General features: G+C 40.9%; 10 protein-coding genes. 5 read left to right on the top strand and 5 right to left on the bottom strand.

From position 1 onward, the window contains the following. Positions 1 to 102: 102 nt before the first annotated feature. Positions 103 to 972, top strand: a complete 870-nt coding sequence (locus AC4PL9_RS10935) for a sigma-70 family RNA polymerase sigma factor (RefSeq protein ID WP_491604790.1) — start codon at positions 103 to 105, stop codon at positions 970 to 972. A gap of 117 nt (positions 973 to 1,089) precedes the next feature. Then, positions 1,090 to 1,659 carry a GNAT family N-acetyltransferase gene (locus AC4PL9_RS10930; RefSeq protein ID WP_491604789.1) on the top strand — a complete coding sequence of 190 codons (570 nt, stop codon included), beginning with the start codon at positions 1,090 to 1,092 and terminating at the stop codon, positions 1,657 to 1,659. A gap of 6 nt (positions 1,660 to 1,665) precedes the next feature. On the opposite strand, the gene priA is transcribed toward AC4PL9_RS10930, so the two are convergent. The 3 genes from priA to AC4PL9_RS10915 form a co-directional block, all read right to left on the bottom strand. Continuing rightward, complete coding sequence (gene priA / locus AC4PL9_RS10925; RefSeq protein ID WP_491604788.1) at positions 1,666 to 4,149, bottom strand: replication restart helicase PriA; 2,484 nt, start codon at positions 4,147 to 4,149, stop codon at positions 1,666 to 1,668. A 103-nt stretch (positions 4,150 to 4,252) separates the two neighbouring features. Beyond that, positions 4,253 to 5,395: a hypothetical protein gene (locus AC4PL9_RS10920; protein ID WP_491604787.1), complete on the bottom strand. Its 1,143-nt coding sequence runs from the start codon at positions 5,393 to 5,395 to the stop codon at positions 4,253 to 4,255. 76 nt (positions 5,396 to 5,471) lie between these two features. Further along, complete coding sequence (locus AC4PL9_RS10915) at positions 5,472 to 6,044, bottom strand: C40 family peptidase (RefSeq protein ID WP_491604786.1); 573 nt, start codon at positions 6,042 to 6,044, stop codon at positions 5,472 to 5,474. Between the two features lie 26 nt (positions 6,045 to 6,070). Here AC4PL9_RS10915 and AC4PL9_RS10910 point away from each other — a divergent pair, with 26 nt between their 5' ends. Then, the gene (locus AC4PL9_RS10910) at positions 6,071 to 6,412 is read left to right on the top strand and encodes a MerR family transcriptional regulator (RefSeq protein ID WP_491604812.1); all 342 of its coding nucleotides are present in this window, start codon (positions 6,071 to 6,073) and stop codon (positions 6,410 to 6,412) included. Between the two features lie 33 nt (positions 6,413 to 6,445). Here AC4PL9_RS10910 and AC4PL9_RS10905 read toward each other — a convergent pair whose 3' ends face one another. Continuing rightward, a complete protein-coding gene (locus tag AC4PL9_RS10905; protein ID WP_491604785.1) occupies positions 6,446 to 7,495 on the bottom strand; it encodes a WG repeat-containing protein in 1,050 nt (349 codons plus the stop codon). Positions 7,496 to 7,584: 89 nt separating this feature from the next. After that, the gene (locus tag AC4PL9_RS10900; RefSeq protein ID WP_491604784.1) at positions 7,585 to 11,313 is read right to left on the bottom strand and encodes an Ig-like domain-containing protein; all 3,729 of its coding nucleotides are present in this window, start codon (positions 11,311 to 11,313) and stop codon (positions 7,585 to 7,587) included. A 220-nt stretch (positions 11,314 to 11,533) separates the two neighbouring features. On the opposite strand from AC4PL9_RS10900, the gene AC4PL9_RS10895 reads away from it, so the two are divergent. Together AC4PL9_RS10895 and AC4PL9_RS10890 are read left to right on the top strand one after the other, a co-directional pair. Continuing rightward, complete coding sequence (locus tag AC4PL9_RS10895) at positions 11,534 to 14,161, top strand: valine--tRNA ligase (protein ID WP_491604783.1); 2,628 nt, start codon at positions 11,534 to 11,536, stop codon at positions 14,159 to 14,161. A gap of 72 nt (positions 14,162 to 14,233) precedes the next feature. Continuing rightward, positions 14,234 to 17,305, top strand: a complete 3,072-nt coding sequence (locus AC4PL9_RS10890; protein ID WP_491604782.1) for a VPS10 domain-containing protein — start codon at positions 14,234 to 14,236, stop codon at positions 17,303 to 17,305. The last annotated feature ends 122 nt before the right edge of the window (positions 17,306 to 17,427 follow it).

Below are 17,427 nucleotides of genomic sequence, written 5' to 3'. Positions count from 1 at the left end.
TCTACAAAGATTTACTAAAAAAAGCAAATTTTTTTTGTTAAAAAGTCAACCCTTTCCATAACTCATACGTCTTATAAGCAGGAACCAGTAACCCAAAAGCTTATGAGACAGTTAAAAATAGCCAAACAAGTAACCAACAGAGAAACAGCTTCCCTTGACAAATATTTGTTAGAAATAGGTCGTGTAGATCTGATTACTGCTGAAGAAGAAGTTGAGTTGGCGCGTCGTATTAAGCAAGGAGATCAGCAAGCATTAGAGAGGCTGACCAAAGCAAATCTGAGATTTGTTGTTTCTGTTTCGAAACAATATCAGAATCAGGGATTATCGCTTCCGGATCTTATAAACGAAGGTAATTTGGGATTGATAAAGGCCGCTCAGCGCTTTGATGAAACACGTGGATTTAAGTTTATTTCGTATGCCGTATGGTGGATTCGTCAGGCAATTTTGCAGGCATTGGCTGAGCAGGCGCGTATTGTACGTCTTCCACTGAATAAAATCGGAACAATCAATAAAATTAACCGGGCTTTTGCGGAGTTGGAGCAACGATATGAGCGTCCGCCTTCAGCGGAAGAGTTGGCTGAATTTCTGGATTTAACTACTGATGAAGTAAAGCAATCACTTAATAATTCGGGGCGTCACATGTCTATGGATGCGCCTCTGAAAGACGGAGATGAATCCTCTTCCAGTATGTTAGATGTTATGGAAAACGAAGATCTTCCAGGGCCGGAGAACGAGTTGATGAAAGAATCGTTGAGAAAGGAAATTGAACGTTCACTTTCTACTTTGACGCATCGGGAAGGTGATGTGGTTCGTCTGTATTACGGATTGAATGGTACTCCTCCGATGACACTGGAAGAAATCGGAACCCAGTTTGACCTTACAAGAGAACGTGTGCGACAGATAAAGGAAAAAGCCATTCGGAGACTGAAGCATACATCCCGGTCAAAGATTTTGAAATCGTATTTAGGATAATTGAGCATTAATTAAAATACACTACGGTAAAACGAACCTGAATCACTAAAGATTCAGGTTCGTTTTGTTTTTAGAGGAGTGAAGGATAATTTTGATAAGCGTACGAAAAGCTAAAAAATGGAAACAAAAACTGATAGAACGGTTCGGGAAATACAACAGCAGGATATAGACCTGATTGCTGATTATTGGTTAGGGGCTGACTCTGATTTTCTGCGTCGAATGGGAGTTGATAGTAATAAGTTGCCCTCCCGTGATGAGTTAAGAGACATGTTGACTTTACAAATCAGTATGCCTTTACCTACTAAAAAATCATATGCGCTGATCTGGGAGTTAAATGGGGTACCTGTCGGACATTCAAATGTAAACAATATTGAGTTTGGGAAACAGGCAACAATGCATTTGCATATCTGGCGACCGGTTAACAGAAAAAAAGGAATGGGAGAAGAGCTGGTGAAGAAGTCACTGCCTTTTTATTTTGATAAACTGGAAATTAAAAAACTTATTTGTGAACCCTATGCGCTTAATCCGGCACCTAATAGAACACTGGAAAAAGTAGGGTTCGAATATCGCAGGACCTATATGACTATTCCTGGATCATTAAACTTCGAACAGGAAGTAAACCGTTGGGAGTTGACAGAAGCGAATTTTCGGAGAATACAAAAACAGAGCGATAACAGCATTCTTTAAACTATTCTAGACCGGATCAACATCAATACTGATACGAACAGATTTGTTTACAGGGCTGGCGTAAAACTGGTTAATGATTTCCTGAAGTCTTCCTTTAATTTTTTTGTGCGAAGCTTCACGCTCCATTTTAATACGTATTATTTTGATATACGAGTTTTGTATTTTACGGACTAAAGGATATTCCGGACCGATAATCCTGCTTCCGAATACAGCTTTTAACTGCTGTGCGAGATCAGCTGCGGATCCTTCCAACTGTTGTTCTGACTTGTGTTTTAGAGTAAGATAAATCAGTTTGGTATAGGGAGGGTATCCGAAATTTTTTCGTTCGATAAGTTCCTGTTTATACATCGTAATATAATCATGGTGCATGACTTGCTGTATAATCCAGTGTTCAGGAGTTCCGGTTTGAATAATTACTTTACCCCTTTTATTCCTGCGTCCCGCCCGCCCTGCTACCTGAGACATCAGTTGGAAGCTGCGTTCAAAAGAACGAAAATCTGGGTAGCGTAACATCATATCCGCATCAAGAATCCCAACAAGCGAGACATTATCAAAGTCAAGCCCTTTTGTCACCATCTGTGTACCTACAAGTACGTCAACTTCTTTTCTGCCAAATTGTTCCAGAATCTTCTGATATCCGTCTTTGGAGCGTGTAGAGTCGAGATCTAATCGGCTGATCGTAACTCCGGGAAGAAGAAGGGATAATTCATCTTCAACTTTTTCTGTACCAAACCCATGCATGTGTAACCGGTTACTTCCACAATTGGAGCAGGTTCCCACTGGAGGAATCGTATAACTACAGTAATGACACTTCAGCATATTGGAGTGTTTGTGATAGGTAAGAGATACGTCACAATTTTTACATTTTGGTGACCAGTTACAGACTTCACAAATCCATATCGGTGTATACCCCCTCCGGTTCTGAAAAAGAATAATTTGTTCTTTATTTTCCAGTGCTGTTTTCATTTCTTCTAGAAGAAAAGAGCTGAATAACGAATGCATGGTTTTCCGACGTCTCTCTTTTTTCAAATCAGCACATTGAATTTCGGGCATTTGAATCCCTCCGAAACGCTTCGAGAGTTCTACAAAACCGTATTTCCCCTCTTGCGCATTGAAATAGGTTTCAATGGAAGGTGTGGCAGTACCGAGTAATGTTTTAGCACCGTGTAAGTGACTTAGAACGATAGAAACATCTCTTGCATGATAACGGGGAGACGGGTCATATTGCTTAAACGTGTTTTCATGTTCCTCGTCAACAATAATAAGACCTAATGATTTGAATGGTAGAAATATACTGGATCTTGCACCCAAAATGATCCTGAATTTCGTCGGATCATCGCGAAGTACCGAATTCCATATTTCAACCCGTTCATTCTGATTGAATTTGGAGTGATAGACGCCGATCAGATCACCGAAATAAACAGAAAGACGGTCAATTAACTGAGTGGTAAGAGCAATCTCAGGTAGAAGAAAAAGAACCTGATGTCCTTGTGCCAGTTGTTCTTTGATCAATTCAACATAAATCTCAGTTTTTCCGGAGCCGGTAACACCGTGTAAAAGACACACATCTTTTTCCTGAAAGCTTTCTCTGATTTGTTGAAGTGCCGTTGTTTGCTCGGGAGACAATTCTTTAGTTTCTTTCAGGGTTGTATCCTCCGAATTCAGACGGGAAATTTCGAGCCGGAGACTTTTGATAATTTCATTTTTTTCAAGTGTGTTTAAAGCGGATAATGAAGCACCAGCGTCTACAAGTTCACTTCTACGAACCGGAGATGCAGTATTTTGAGTGAAACCTCCTGCTTTCAGGTAATACATGAGGGCCTCAAATTGTTTTCTCTTACGTCCATCCTGTTCCAATTCATTTACTAGCTCTGAAAGCACTTCTTCCTGTGCAAATTGAGTATTCAGCTGAACAAAGGTTGCTGTTTTTGGAGTGTATTTATAGCGCATCTCTTCAACCGACATGACAACACGTCTGTCAATGAGTTTTTTGATCAATGCATGAACCGATTTTTGTTGCAGAATCTGGGAAATTTCTTTCAGGTCTAATGTGTCCTGAACATCAAGAGCTTCAACAATCAGATACTCTTTGTCGTTGAGTTCATCATAATTTCTGTCAAAGTCAGGGTGAAGAACAATTTTTGTTTCACTGGCAAGCTTAAAGTTGCCGGGAAGTGCGGCGTTCATTACATCTCCGATGGGAGCCATGTAGTATTCCGAAATCCATTTCCAGAGCTTGAGTTGTTTTCCTGTAATAATAGGTGATTCATCCAAAACATGCTCAATATACTTTGCCTGATATTCTTTGGGTATTTCTTCATGTACACGGACAACGATCCCGGTATATAATTTAGATTTTCCAAAGGGTACAACGACTCTGACACCATTTTTTATCGCGTCATTCAGTTCGAAAGGGACACGATATGTAAACGTCAGGTTTACCGCTAGCGGAAGAATAATATCAGCAAAAAAAGTTTTTCTTTCGGACATGGATGTAAAGATACCAAAAAGGAAACGTGAAGAAAAGATTGATTTTTATAAAAAAAGCCTGCTCTTAACAAGAGCAGGCTTCATAAGTAATATAGTATTCAGCTTACTGACATCGGAATGACATCGGATTCAGCGGATTATTATCAATGGGATGATTCGAACAGAAATCCAGTTCATAGGTGTACGGACCTTCACACAATTCACGCATTGAATTCTGATCCAGCGTACGGTAATTGTTAAAAACCGGGTCAACAAATAGTTTCTCAAATCGGTGTGTATAACGAGCTGAGAATAAACCTATCGCTCCTTCCAGATTGGTATAAGTTGGTTTGCTTTGTGCTAACGATGACGAAGGCTGTGCGGCCAACATATAATTGGTTAAGTCCTCTGCTCCTGCAGTAAGAATGATTTCTACTTTCGTATGCAAACGACGTTCTACAGAAGGGTCAATCGGAATACGGTCGCGCACCATTTGGAAGAATTGCTCTCCGGGAACTGAAACACTAATTGTTCCTCCCGTATAATTCTCTCCGCTTAACTCAGAAAGATTCCAGGTAAACGATTTGGAAGTTGGAATACCTCCGGTGTATTCATCCCAATGAAAAATAAACTTAACATTGTAGCGCGAGTTTCTTCCTCCACTTCCGGAGCCTGTTGACCAAACGATTGGAATTCCTTTATAGTCTCCGGGTTGTGTACCGCGTAAGGCAAATGATGTCTGTTTAATGGGAGTTTGAAGAGTTACGTTACTTACCAATTTGGTTTGCCCCTTAACAATATGCTCTCCATTGTTAATATTGGCTTCCAGACGATACACAGCATCTGGATTTAATGGGTCGTCTGGATTTGTATATGATGGGTTATTTGGATCTGCATGTGTATTTTTTGTCCAGAAATAATACAATTTGTGTTGAGGCGCATAAAAAGCTCCGTTTTCATTCTTGTTCTCCAGAATTGTATCACGAAGTTGCCATTCACGTCCTGTTCCTACTTCAATAACTTTTGCATCAACCTGGTCAAAATAGCTGGAATCAGCTACTTTGGCAAAATCATAGGCATTTCCTTGTCCCAGGAATGTTTTATTAATGCGGATATAGTGGTATTCTTCACTTTGATCCAGAAGACCAAAAATGATAGGAGTTACCTGGTAGTCTGTAGTGACATCAAATTCAGATTTACACCCTGTCGCCAAAAGTAATGTAGCTATACCGGACAAAGCTAGAAATGAATGTTTTAGTTTTTTCATGATTTTAACAATAGAACCCAAATGTATGTAAAAATATTGAAAGTTGACGAGAGGAAGAATCAACGGATTGTACCGTTTAATCAATTGACGGGTAAGCAAGTCGTTTGGCCAGAAGGAAACGTTGCTTATAATAAGGCGTCTGGTATTCATCGATGCGGACGCCACCACTTACGGAGGCGTGGATCATTTTAAAGCCTCCGGAAGTTTTCTCGATTACCAGTCCTACATGCCCGACGGTTTTTACAGAAATCCGTCTTCCGGTAAAGAAAACAAGGTCTCCGGGTTCAATATCATGTAGGGGGATTTTTTCTCCTGACCGGGCTATTTCTCTTGAAGATCTTGCCAGATCAATTCCGAATTTTCTATGAATATAATTAATAAAACCACTACAATCGAATCCGGAAGGAGAACTGCCTGAGTAACGATAAGGAGTCCCCTGAAATGAATAGGCATAATCAATGATCGAATCCGTTGTGCACCATCGCGCCATAAGGGCAGACTCGTCGGAGGTAATACTATCTTTTGCCACCATGAGCGTGTCATTTCCTGCAAAAAGTATCCTGGAGAAAAGCTGAAAACAAAAACTTAAAACGACAATTAGCTTCATTTTTTTAATTTCCGCACCGAATTTATGACTATTTTCGTTCATAACAAGTGTTTTTCGGTATGATGCGGATTAATTATGAAAAACTTAACAAATTATATTATTCTATCGGCGAGGTAGCCGAAATGTTTGATGTAAATACTTCATTGATTCGTTTTTGGGAAAAAGAATTTACTGTTCTGAAACCGAAAAAAAACACCAAAGGAAATCGTCAATTTACTCCGAAAGACATTGCTGCTATTGAAAAAATCTACATTCTTGTAAAGGAAAAAGGGTTCACATTAGAAGGGGCAAAGAAGGCGATGAAAAAATCAAGTGGAATAGATCCTTTGGAACAAGAAACACCTTCGGTTGATCCCGTTATCAATCGATTAGAACAAATCCGCGAAAAATTACTCCGATTGAAAAAGTAAATACGACTGATAATCAGCCGCATTTTTGGTGATCTACGGTACTCGAATTACTTTTTTCATGTTTGAAAATTGGGGAGGGCATATCCAATTCCCTTTTTTATCAATAATTCCCCACTTTCCATTGCTTTTTACCGAAGCGTATTCGCAGTTAAATTCATGTGTGTTTTCAAATTGAGCAGGGATAGCCCATTCTCCTTTTTCATTAATGAAACCGACCAACCCCTCAGTCGTTTTTACATACGCAAGTCCGTTTGAGAAATCGCCACAAGACTTTGCGTTTTCAGGTGTTATCAGTTTCCCGTCAGGTTTTACGTAGGACCAGATAGCTCCTTGTTTAACACGGGCTAATTTACTCTCTACACTAAATTCACGAGCTGCGTCAAATAAAGGTTGAATCACCCATTCGCCCTTTTTATTAATAAATCCTACTTTTCCTTCTTCTGTTTTTGCCCAGGCAAGTCCTGCAGAAAAGTCTCCTGCTGATTTGAATGAAGGTGTGATCTGTACCTTACCTTTTACATTAAGAAATCCAACCTTTCCATCCTCTAATCGAAAGGCGGCTAATCCTTCTGAAAAAGCTTTGATAGTAGTTGCCTGTACAGAATTGATACGCGTTGTATCTCCGGACTTAGTGAGAATGAAATGGTCTGTCCCTAAGCTAGCTACGGCGTAACCATCCATAAAACGGGTTACTTTATCATATTGAGGTTCAATAACGATTTTACCTTGTTCGTCAATAAATCCCCATTTTTTAGAATAGGAAACTGCTGCCAGACCATCCGAATAACCTTTTAGGCCAAATCCGAATAGGTTCATCAGTATAAAACCACTTCGTTCCGGTGTAATCGAAGTTCCGTCTTTTCGGATAAAGGTATGTTCTCTTGTTTTTGGATCGAATACAGGAGCAGTTCCATTTTCAGAGAATTCAAAACATTTTTTAAATTGAGGAGTGATAAGAAGTTCTCCTTTTTCATTTGCATATCCCCAAAGTTTGGAGTTCTCAGGAAGAACCTGTACTCTGTATTCTTGTGCTGAAACCCTTGAAAACAAGAATACGGTAAGAATGATGAAAAGGCTTTTCATGGTGTTTTTTTATCAAATTTACAAAATATACCAAATAAAGAAGGGCCTCGTCTGAAGCCCTTCGTATTATATGTTATTTAGATTCTATTTTATTTTTTGTACACCAGGTGGAGATACGTATTTCCTTTTATCTCTTGTCCATCCATATCAATGATAACATATTGACAGAAATAAACACCTTCTGCACAGAGTTGCCCTGATGATTGATCTTTACCGGTCCATCCGTCCTGCGGATTTACATCTGTTATTCGGCCGACAATATTTCCCCAACGGTTCATAATGGTAGCATCAAAAGAAGCTGCATTTTGAAGATTGAAGTGATAGGTATCATTGATTCCGTCACCATTCGGAGTAAATACATTCGGAATCACGTACGACAACGGTGCAAAAAGAGCTACTTCGATGGAAGAATTATAAACATCACTACATCCGTTCGTATTGGTGACAATCAGCGTAACTGTATAAGTTCCGGCATCAGTATATTCAGAAGTCAGACTTGCATCAGATGAATTACTGGTTTCTCCGTTTCCGAAATCCCAGTTATAATCCGTACCTCCAGAAGAAGTATTTTCAAAAGTAACAACTAGGGGAGCGATACCTTCTGAAGGGGAAGCTGTGAAAGCTGCTTCTGGATTGGTATCGACAACAATCGTTACCTGATCGGTATTAGAGCAACCGTTAGCATCTGTCCCGGTCACTGTATACGTAACACTTCCGGGTGGTTGTACAAATGCCTGTCCATCCTGAACACCATTGTCCCAGGAATAAGAGACAGCACCCGACCCTGAAAGTATAATATCACTTCCTTCACAATACATTTGGTCATTTCCGGCATCAACAACAGGTAAATTATTTACAGTTACGGTAATTTGAACAGGGCTGGAAGTACATCCTCCGAACTGTTCAGTAATATAATACGTATGTACTCCTACTGCAGAAGATGGGGTAAAAGTAGTACCGGTAGCAATACTTGTCGTCAGAGAAGGGTCGTCGTACCAGTCCAACTGACCTCCGGCTGAAGCAGTAGCTGTCAAATCTGTTACATTATCTCCCAAACAATAGCTGGTTGTGCCTGTTACGGAAGGAGCAGGTGCCGGATTGATCGTTATAAGGAATGTTTCCGGAGTTCCCAGACAACCGTTTACATCCGGTGTAACTTCAATTTGCCCTGAAATAGGTGTGTTACCGGTGTTTGTTCCGGTAAAATCAGCAATGTTTCCATTCCCTGAAGTTCCCAACCCTATTGCTGCATTTGTATTCGTCCAGCTGAATGTTGTTCCGGGTAGCGATCCGCCAAAATCGGGCACATCTACAAGACCATTTGCACAAACGGTAATGTCTGAAACAGGGTTGACATCAGGGGCTGGGCTGACAGCAACAGATATAATTCCTGATGAAGTCCCGCTACAGTTCTGGTCATCAACGGAAAGTATTTCAAAAGTGCCTACTCCGGAAGGCGAGTATGTATAAGGGGATGAATTGATAGTTATGTTTTGGGTACTACTTCCGTCAGTTAGTTGGATGTCCCAGGGACCGGTTCCCGTTAAATTGATGGTAAGATCGGGTAGGGGATCTCCCTGACAAGCTGTTCCTCCTCCGGATAGTGTTGCGGTAGGAGCAGGAAGAATGGTAACCGAACTCGAATGATTTGCTGCCGGACAGGCGCCAGAAGCAGCAATATCGTTAGTTACAGTATAAGTTCCGGGTAATGAGTTTTGTAAATCAATTTCTCCGGTAGTCACATTAATTGAAAGATCTGTGGAAGATGCAGTGTATTGACCGTTGGAAGCACCTGGTGCAAGTTGAGGAACAGGATTGGTTCCTCCGGCACAGAATGGTCCCGAATACGAAAATGTAGCATCCGGTGCATTGGTTATCGTAATGGATTGCGAATGTGTTCCGGGGCAGGGGCCGTTAGTTGTAAAGGATATGGAATAGGTGCCTGCTCCTGTAGCGGCCATGTCAATTTCTCCTGTCGCAGGGTCTGCAAAAGTAACTCCTGCTCCGGTGAATGTGCCAGAAACAGAGGAACCATTTGTTATGACAGGGACTGGATTGGGTGATGATAGACAAATAGTGGATGGAGTGTATTGAAAATCGGCATCTTCACTTGGGTTTACCACGACTGCGGCAGAATTCGATACCTGGTTTCCACAGGCGTCGGTTACAATGGAGTAAACAGTTTGTGATCCGGATCCGGTGAAGTTGATTGAAGTCGAAGCTCCGGTTCCTACTGAGGGAGTTCCGGACGGATCCATACTCCACTCGTATGTGTATGGAGGGACTCCATACTGAGCTGTAGTCGAAGCGGTTAGAGAACCTCCTTCACAGACTGTATTGTTAGATAGTGTTATCGGATTGGTAGGTGATTGGTAGTCAATAGTTTCTCCCTCTATAGTGATCGTCCATGGAGTGGCAGCGCCAATACAGCTGCTGTTACAACCTGTAGCTCCATAACAGGTACGGAAAAACTGCATTGTAAAGTTTGCGTTTTGCGGTGTACAGGATGGAGCAGGCAGGCAACTCTGAAGGTCTGAAAAGATAGATATGTTTACACCGTCACAAGTTCCGGTTCCTATACTGTTACAGAACCAGTAGTATCCTGCCTGACTTGGACTTACACAAGATCCTGTTGCAAATCGGACAGCACCGTCTTCCATCCAGCAGAGACCTGCTGCAGTATAAGAGAAAGTCCATAAAACATCCGTTAATTGTGCATTAGCCGGAGTAGGAACAGTGAGGTTGTAATCACAGGAATTCGTGAATCCGCAACTGGAATTATACATTGATCCTGTAATGGATGCTTGTGCAAGACTATTGGAACTGGAAACAAGCGGATCAATGATCAATTCTCCATATTGTGCCAGTTTTTCTTCAATCCATGCGTCACTAACAGCAATTCGCAGATGGTTGCCATTTAGCTCGTAAGGTACTTCAATCAACTCAGATTTTGCTGCATTTCTTGGGTAGAGAATAGGCTTTCCGATTTCCAGAATAGAGGTCGAATTGCTTTTATACAATACGCGATCGTTTGCAAAACTCTGCCCGGGGAAAGATTCAAACTCAAGGTTCCCGTTTCCTCCTGAGAACTCGTCCGAGAAAATCAGTTTATCATAGTTGTTAAAAACATGCTCCTTTATGATGAAATTAGTTTTGACAGCTCCTCTCATTACGGCCATTTCAGCGTCAATTCCCGGGAATACGGAATGTACACGAATACCATCTGATCCGACGGTGTAATTACTCCAATCTGCTGTAGCCAGTAATGTTTCGTTTCCGTCTACTACTCCGTATAAAGACCAGTTGTTAAATGTGATTTTTCCGGATGGAGTTTGAATAAAACTGTGTTCGGAATGAGAATCAAAGCCTACGGGATCTGTTTGTAAAGAGGCAATGTACTGACCGTTTCCGACATCTGCAATACGATGATCAATGGTTTGCCAGAATGTTCCGTTTTTCTGGTGTAATTGGCCCATTGCCTGTTGGATATAAAAAACACTGGTATCCTTTGTGCTAACAAAGTACCGGCTTTCAGAAGTTCTTTTTTCATAAATTTCTACACATTCTTCGCAGGGTGTGTTATACGGGAGTTTTCCGAATTCAGGATGTGAATAATAGGTTTCTGAATTCAATACTTTCCATAATGGATTATGATTCTCAATGCGCTTTTCAAAAGAAGAAAAATTGTATTCCTTTGATTGCATTCCTTCTTTAGCTTTTTGTTGCGCGGAAAGAGGTGCAAACCCCAAAAAAAGAAATGAACAAACAGAAAGCGTCGGCAATATATGTGCTTTAAAAGCAGAATGATTGATTCTCATAGTGTTTACAGTAATAGTTTTTAATCAAATCAGAGAGTAGATAACTCTCACTCAATTCAGACGATAAACATACTTCTTTCGTTGCATTTAGAGGGCTGTAAACAATAAATAAAAATGAAAGTAATTGATTTGTAAATAGTAATGACAGAACTACGGGACGACAGAAAAGTGTTTTATCGGTTCAACATTCTTATTAACTTTGCATCCTAAATTTTTTAAAATGGAAATTCCAAAGACGTACGAATCAGGTAAAGCAGAGGAAAAGTGGTACAGCCACTGGATGAACAAAGGATATTTTCATTCGGAGCCGGATGAAAGAGAGTCTTATACAGTCGTCATTCCTCCGCCAAACGTGACCGGAGTCTTGCACATGGGGCACATGCTGAACAATACGATTCAGGACGTATTAGTACGTAAAGCCCGTATGGAAGGAAAAAATGCATGTTGGATTCCCGGTACGGATCATGCATCCATTGCTACTGAAGCTAAAGTGGTGAATAAACTGCGGGCGGAAGGAATTAAGAAGTCAGATCTGTCAAGGGATGAATTTTTGAAACACGCCTGGGAATGGAAAGAAAAACATGGTGGTATTATTTTGGATCAGTTAAAAAAACTGGGAGCTTCCTGTGACTGGGAGAGAACGCACTTTACCATGGACCCTGAGTATTCTGAGTCTGTACTTGATGTATTTGTAGACTTGTATAAAAAAGGGAAGATTTATCGTGGAATCCGAATGGTAAATTGGGATCCTGAGGCCTTGACCGCACTTTCTGACGAAGAGGTGATTTATAAGGAAGTCAACTCAAAGTTATTTTATGTTCGCTACAAAATTGCAGGATCAGAAGATAGCTGGTTGACGATAGCTACTACGCGTCCGGAGACAATTTTGGGAGATACGGCAATTTGTATCAATCCAAATGATGAGCGATTCAAACATTTGCATGGAAAACAAGTAGTAGTTCCTGTTGCTAACCGAACGATTCCAATTATTCTGGATGAATATGTAGAGATGGATTTCGGAACAGGATGCCTGAAGGTTACACCTGCGCACGATGAAAATGATTATGATCTTGGAAAGAAGCACAATCTTGAAACGATTGATATTCTGAACGATAATGGAACGCTTAATGCGTACGGTCTTCATTATGAAGGGAAAGATCGTTTTGAAGTACGTAAACTGATTGAAAAAGAACTATACGATAAAGGGTATCTTGTAAAAACAGAAGATCATATCAACAAGGTTGGTTTTTCAGAACGTACGGATGCGGTTATTGAACCCAAGCTTTCTCTTCAGTGGTTTGTGAGTATGAAAGAACTTTCAGAGCCGGCTTTAGAGAATGTAATGAACGGAAAGATTAATTTCTATCCGGAAAAAATGAAGAATACATACCGCCACTGGATGGAGAATATCAAAGATTGGTGTATTTCCAGACAGTTATGGTGGGGGCATCGTATTCCTGCCTGGTATTATGGTACAGGGGCAGATGAATATGTAGTAGCCAAGACAGAGGATGAAGCTATCGCTTTGGCTGGTGAGAAATCTGGAAAAACGTTTGAGAAAGGCGAATTGAAACAGGATGAAGACGTTTTGGATACCTGGTTCTCTTCCTGGTTATGGCCTATTTCGGTTTTCAATGGATTGACACAGCCCGGTAACGAGGAAATAAAGTATTACTATCCGACAAATGATTTGGTTACAGCTCCGGAGATTATGTTCTTTTGGGTTGCAAGAATGATTATTGCCGGGTACGAATACATGGGAGATCTCCCGTTTAAAAATGTATACTATACCGGAATTGTAAGAGATAAATTGGGACGTAAAATGTCCAAGTCGCTTGGGAATTCTCCGGATCCGATAAAACTGATCGAAAAGTATGGAGCAGATGGAGTTCGCGTTGGAATTTTGATTTCCTCTCCGGCTGGAAATGACTTGCCGTTTGATAGTTCACAATGTGAGCAGGGAAGAAACTTTGCCAATAAAGTATGGAACGCTTTCCGTTTGGTAAAATCCTGGGAAGTGAAAGATATGGATCAACCGGAAGCGTCCCGTAAAGCAATAGAATGGTTTGATGCCAAATTGAATCAGGGAATAGCAGAGATTAACGACGCATTCACCAAATTCCGTATTTCGGATGCTTTGATGACAACCTATAAATTGGTTTGGGATGATTTCTGTTCGTGGTATCTGGAAATGATCAAGCCCGGATATGAACAACCGATTGACAGCAAAACGTATGAGATGACACTTCAGTTCTTTGAACGATTGTTGAGTTTGATGCATCCGTTTACACCATTTGTAACAGAAGAAATCTGGCACCTGATTCGTGAAAGAAAAGAAGGTGAAGATATTATGTTGGCGAAATGGCCGGAGCAAAAAAAATCTGACGAAATGATCCTAAAGCAGTTTGGGAAAGCGGAAGAGGTGATTACTAACGTGCGTAATATCCGTAAGCAGAAAAATATTGCCAATAAAGTTAAGATCGATCTGAAAGTAAAAGTGAATAATACTTTGGATAAGTCATTTGACCCGGTTATTTCTAAAATGGGAAATATAGCAGCGTATGAGTACGTGAGTGAAAAAGTAGACAACTCATATTCGTTTATAGTTGATTCCAATGAATATTTTATTCCTTTCGGAGAGGATATTGATGTGGAAGCAGAAATTAAAAAAATTGAAGAGGAGTTGCAGTATACCAAAGGCTTTTTAACAAGTGTTCAGAAAAAACTAAGCAATGAAAAATTTGTAAGTGGAGCGCCCGAGCAGGTTGTGATGAATGAAAGAAAGAAAGAAGCGGATGCGCAAAGCAAAATCACAATTCTTGAAGAAAAACTAAAATCACTCAAGTAGACTAGTCTAATTTTTTGAAAAGAGATCCTCTTCGGTTTGACCGGAGAGGATTTTTTTTGTAAGATTGACTCCATGAAAAAGAAGTTTACACTATTCCTGGTATTTACTTGTATGGTTTTGACAGGGTTTTCGCAACAATGGGTGTCTGAAATGTTGGATGGAAATACGAATTTTTATGAAGTTCGTCAGTCGTTCGAAGAAGAATGGAGTGGAAGCGAGTATGTAAAAGGAAAGGGATGGAAACAATTCAAAAGATGGGAATACTTCATGGAACAACGGGTTTATCCTACGGGAGATCGAATTCCTGTTCATGCAGCCTATTTTGAGAGAAACAACTTTGTTACATCAGAACAGCAGGTGGTGAAGTCAAGGTCAGCTACCTGGCAGCCAATGGGACCATTTGATTGGAGTTCTACATCCTATAATCCTGGTTTGGGAAGAGTAAATACGGTAGCAGTGCATCCCGGAAATAATCAGGTGATTTATGTTGGTACTCCAAGCGGAGGACTTTGGAAAACTACAAATGGAGGTGGTAGTTGGGTTCCTCTGACAGATGATTTTAGTGCCATTGGAATATCAGGAATTGTTATCAATCCGTATAATCCGGATGAGGTGTATGTTGCGACAGGAGACGGAGATGGAGCGGATACATATAGTATCGGGGTTTTGAAATCGACAGATGGAGGAGCTACCTGGTCGGTTACAGGATTGGTTCATACGGTAATGGATTATATTGTTTGCCGGAGAATGATCATGCATCCTACGGATCCGTTAACAATTTTGGTAGCTACAAATGTTGGTGTTTTTAAGACCGTTGATGGTGGAGATAACTGGTATTTGGTGACAACAGGCTCGTTCAGAGATATTGAGTTTCAGCCGGGAAATGCAAACCGTGTATATGCATCTTCTAACAGGTTATATATTTCTGAAAACGGAGGAGAAACTTTTGCTCCTTCTTCTGCTGTTCAGTTACCGCAGGCATCAGCGGTGAATCGAATGGAAATTGCTGTGAGTCCTGATCAGCCGGATTATGTTTATGTACTTTGCGGAAAAGAATCTGACGCGTCATTTCTGGGGTTGTACCGTTCAGAAAATGCCGGAGCAAGTTTTTCCCTTCGTACAAATTCTCCTAATCTGTTTACGTATGATGAACAGGGTCTTGAATCCGGAGGTCAGAGCTGGTACGATATGGCAATAGCAGTTGACCCGGATAATGCTGATAACGTATTTGTAGGAGGTATTAATATTTGGAAATCAACAAATGGGGGAAGTAGTTTTCAAATCAATACGCATTGGATCTGGCCGGGAGTGTATGGATATACACACGCAGACATACATTTTCTTTCGTACGATGGCGCCGGAATATTTTGCGGGAGTGATGGAGGAATTTTTTACTCAGGAGATCAGGGAGCCAGCTGGGAAGACCTTTCCTCCGGAATGCAAATATCGCAGTTTTACCGATTTGGAAATTCACCTCTTGATGCGGGACTGGTTATAGGAGGGACACAGGATAATGGATCCAAGTTAGGTGTAGATCAGACCTGGACGCATGTAATGGGAGGAGATGGAATGGAAGCAGCTGTAAACCCTACAAACCCGCAGATTTTATTTTGTACCCAGCAGTACGGATACCTGAACCGAAGTTTAGACGGAGGAATGACCTGGGAACTGGTTATGACAGGTAATGGTGAAGAGGGAAGGTGGGTAACACCGTTTGTTGTTCTCCCTGTCAATAAAGTGATCATGGGCTACGAAAATGTCTGGTTAAGTCAGGATAACGGCAGTAGTTTTACACAGATTTCTGATTTTAATTCAGGAGAGACTATTCGTGAAATTGCGGTGGCGGAACAGGATCATAATGTTATCTATGCAGCTCTTCCGGGGCATTTGTATAAAACAACGGACGGAGGAACTACCTGGACGGATGTGATGTCTAATCTGCCGGATTTGGCAATTACAGATATTCAGATTCACCCATTGGATAGCGATGTTGTCTATCTGACGACATCCGGATATAGTCAGGGAAATAAAGTATTTGTTTCGGATAACGGGGGAGTGTCCTGGCAGAACATTTCCGGAAACCTGCCTAACCTGCCTGCGAACACACTTATTTTGCAACGGGAAACCAATGGAGGTGTGTACGTGGGAATGGATGTAGGGATTTATTACATTGACAGTACACTAGGTAACTGGGCTCCTTTTGATGATGCTTTGCCTAATGTAATTGTAAGCGAGTTGGAAATTCATTATCCGACTGGAAAAATTCGTGCAGCTACTTTTGGAAGAGGGGTTTGGGAGTCAGATCTGTTTAGTGTTCCTGAGTTGGAACCCATTGCAGATTTTTCGTATTTACCAGAAGGGTACTGTGTGTCAGACCCGATTGTCTTTTATGATGCTTCGCTATACGCTTCACCTTCCTGGCAATGGTATTTCCCGGGAGGAGTCCCTGCAACAAGTACGGCACAATCCCCTTCCGTTCAATATGCTGTTTCGGGTGAATATATAGCTTCATTGGTGGTTCAGAATCAGTTTGGAACTGATTCGATAGCGAAAACAGTGACAGTTATAAGAGGAGAGAATGCGTTACTGGTAGAGTTGGCAACAGATGATTATCCGGAGGAAACAGCCTGGACCATTACAGATAATCAGGGACAGGTATGGGAAAACCAGTCCGGATATTCGGATGCCAATACATCTTTCCAGTATAACTTATGTCTCCCGGCGGGATGCTATACATTTCGCATCACGGATGCGTATAGCGATGGAATTTGTTGTGATTTTGGAACGGGATCTTATTCTTTGATAAGTAGCGAAGGAGTAATCGCTACCGGGGGAACATTTGGTAGTGAAGATGTCGTTACTTTTTGTTTTGACGATCATTCAGGAGTGAAAGAAGAAGAAATAGAGACGCTTTTAGTATATCCCAACCCGACGAATGAAAAAGTGACGGTGGTAAATCCCGGAGGTAGTTATCAGGAATTATATATTCTGGACTTGCTAGGACGTAAACTGGCAACCTTCCCGATTTCAGGAAAAGAAAAACTAGAAATTGATCTTTCCGTTTTCTCAGAAGGCACCTATCTTTTTGTTGTGCATAGCAATGATAAGACAATCAGCCATAGGGTGACGTATACCGGGAATTAGGGGAGATGGTTTCAGTTTTGTGATTTGTTTTATGGAAGTCAAACAAATATGGGGTGGAACGTAGTATATCGTTAAATAAAGTTTTTCACAAAAGAATGAATTCATTCACAATGCTAAATTTC

It is taken from the genome of Wandonia sp., assembly GCF_984588085.1.
The sequence above is the reverse complement of the archived record's forward strand: the minus strand, read 5'-3'. Positions and strand labels throughout refer to the sequence as shown.

Excerpts from the sequence above, each read along its gene's own strand:
- AC4PL9_RS10930 (WP_491604789.1), top strand. The coding sequence starts at position 1,090 with ATGGAAACAAAAACTGATAGAACGGTTCGGGAAATACAACAGCAGGAT.
- AC4PL9_RS10920 (WP_491604787.1), bottom strand. The coding sequence starts at position 5,395 with ATGAAAAAACTAAAACATTCATTTCTAGCTTTGTCCGGTATAGCTACA.
- AC4PL9_RS10900 (WP_491604784.1), bottom strand. The coding sequence starts at position 11,313 with ATGAGAATCAATCATTCTGCTTTTAAAGCACATATATTGCCGACGCTT.
- priA (WP_491604788.1), bottom strand. The coding sequence starts at position 4,149 with ATGTCCGAAAGAAAAACTTTTTTTGCTGATATTATTCTTCCGCTAGCG.
- AC4PL9_RS10890 (WP_491604782.1), top strand. The coding sequence starts at position 14,234 with ATGAAAAAGAAGTTTACACTATTCCTGGTATTTACTTGTATGGTTTTG.
- AC4PL9_RS10905 (WP_491604785.1), bottom strand. The coding sequence starts at position 7,495 with ATGAAAAGCCTTTTCATCATTCTTACCGTATTCTTGTTTTCAAGGGTT.
- AC4PL9_RS10935 (WP_491604790.1), top strand. The coding sequence starts at position 103 with ATGAGACAGTTAAAAATAGCCAAACAAGTAACCAACAGAGAAACAGCT.
- AC4PL9_RS10895 (WP_491604783.1), top strand. The coding sequence starts at position 11,534 with ATGGAAATTCCAAAGACGTACGAATCAGGTAAAGCAGAGGAAAAGTGG.
- AC4PL9_RS10915 (WP_491604786.1), bottom strand. The coding sequence starts at position 6,044 with ATGAACGAAAATAGTCATAAATTCGGTGCGGAAATTAAAAAAATGAAG.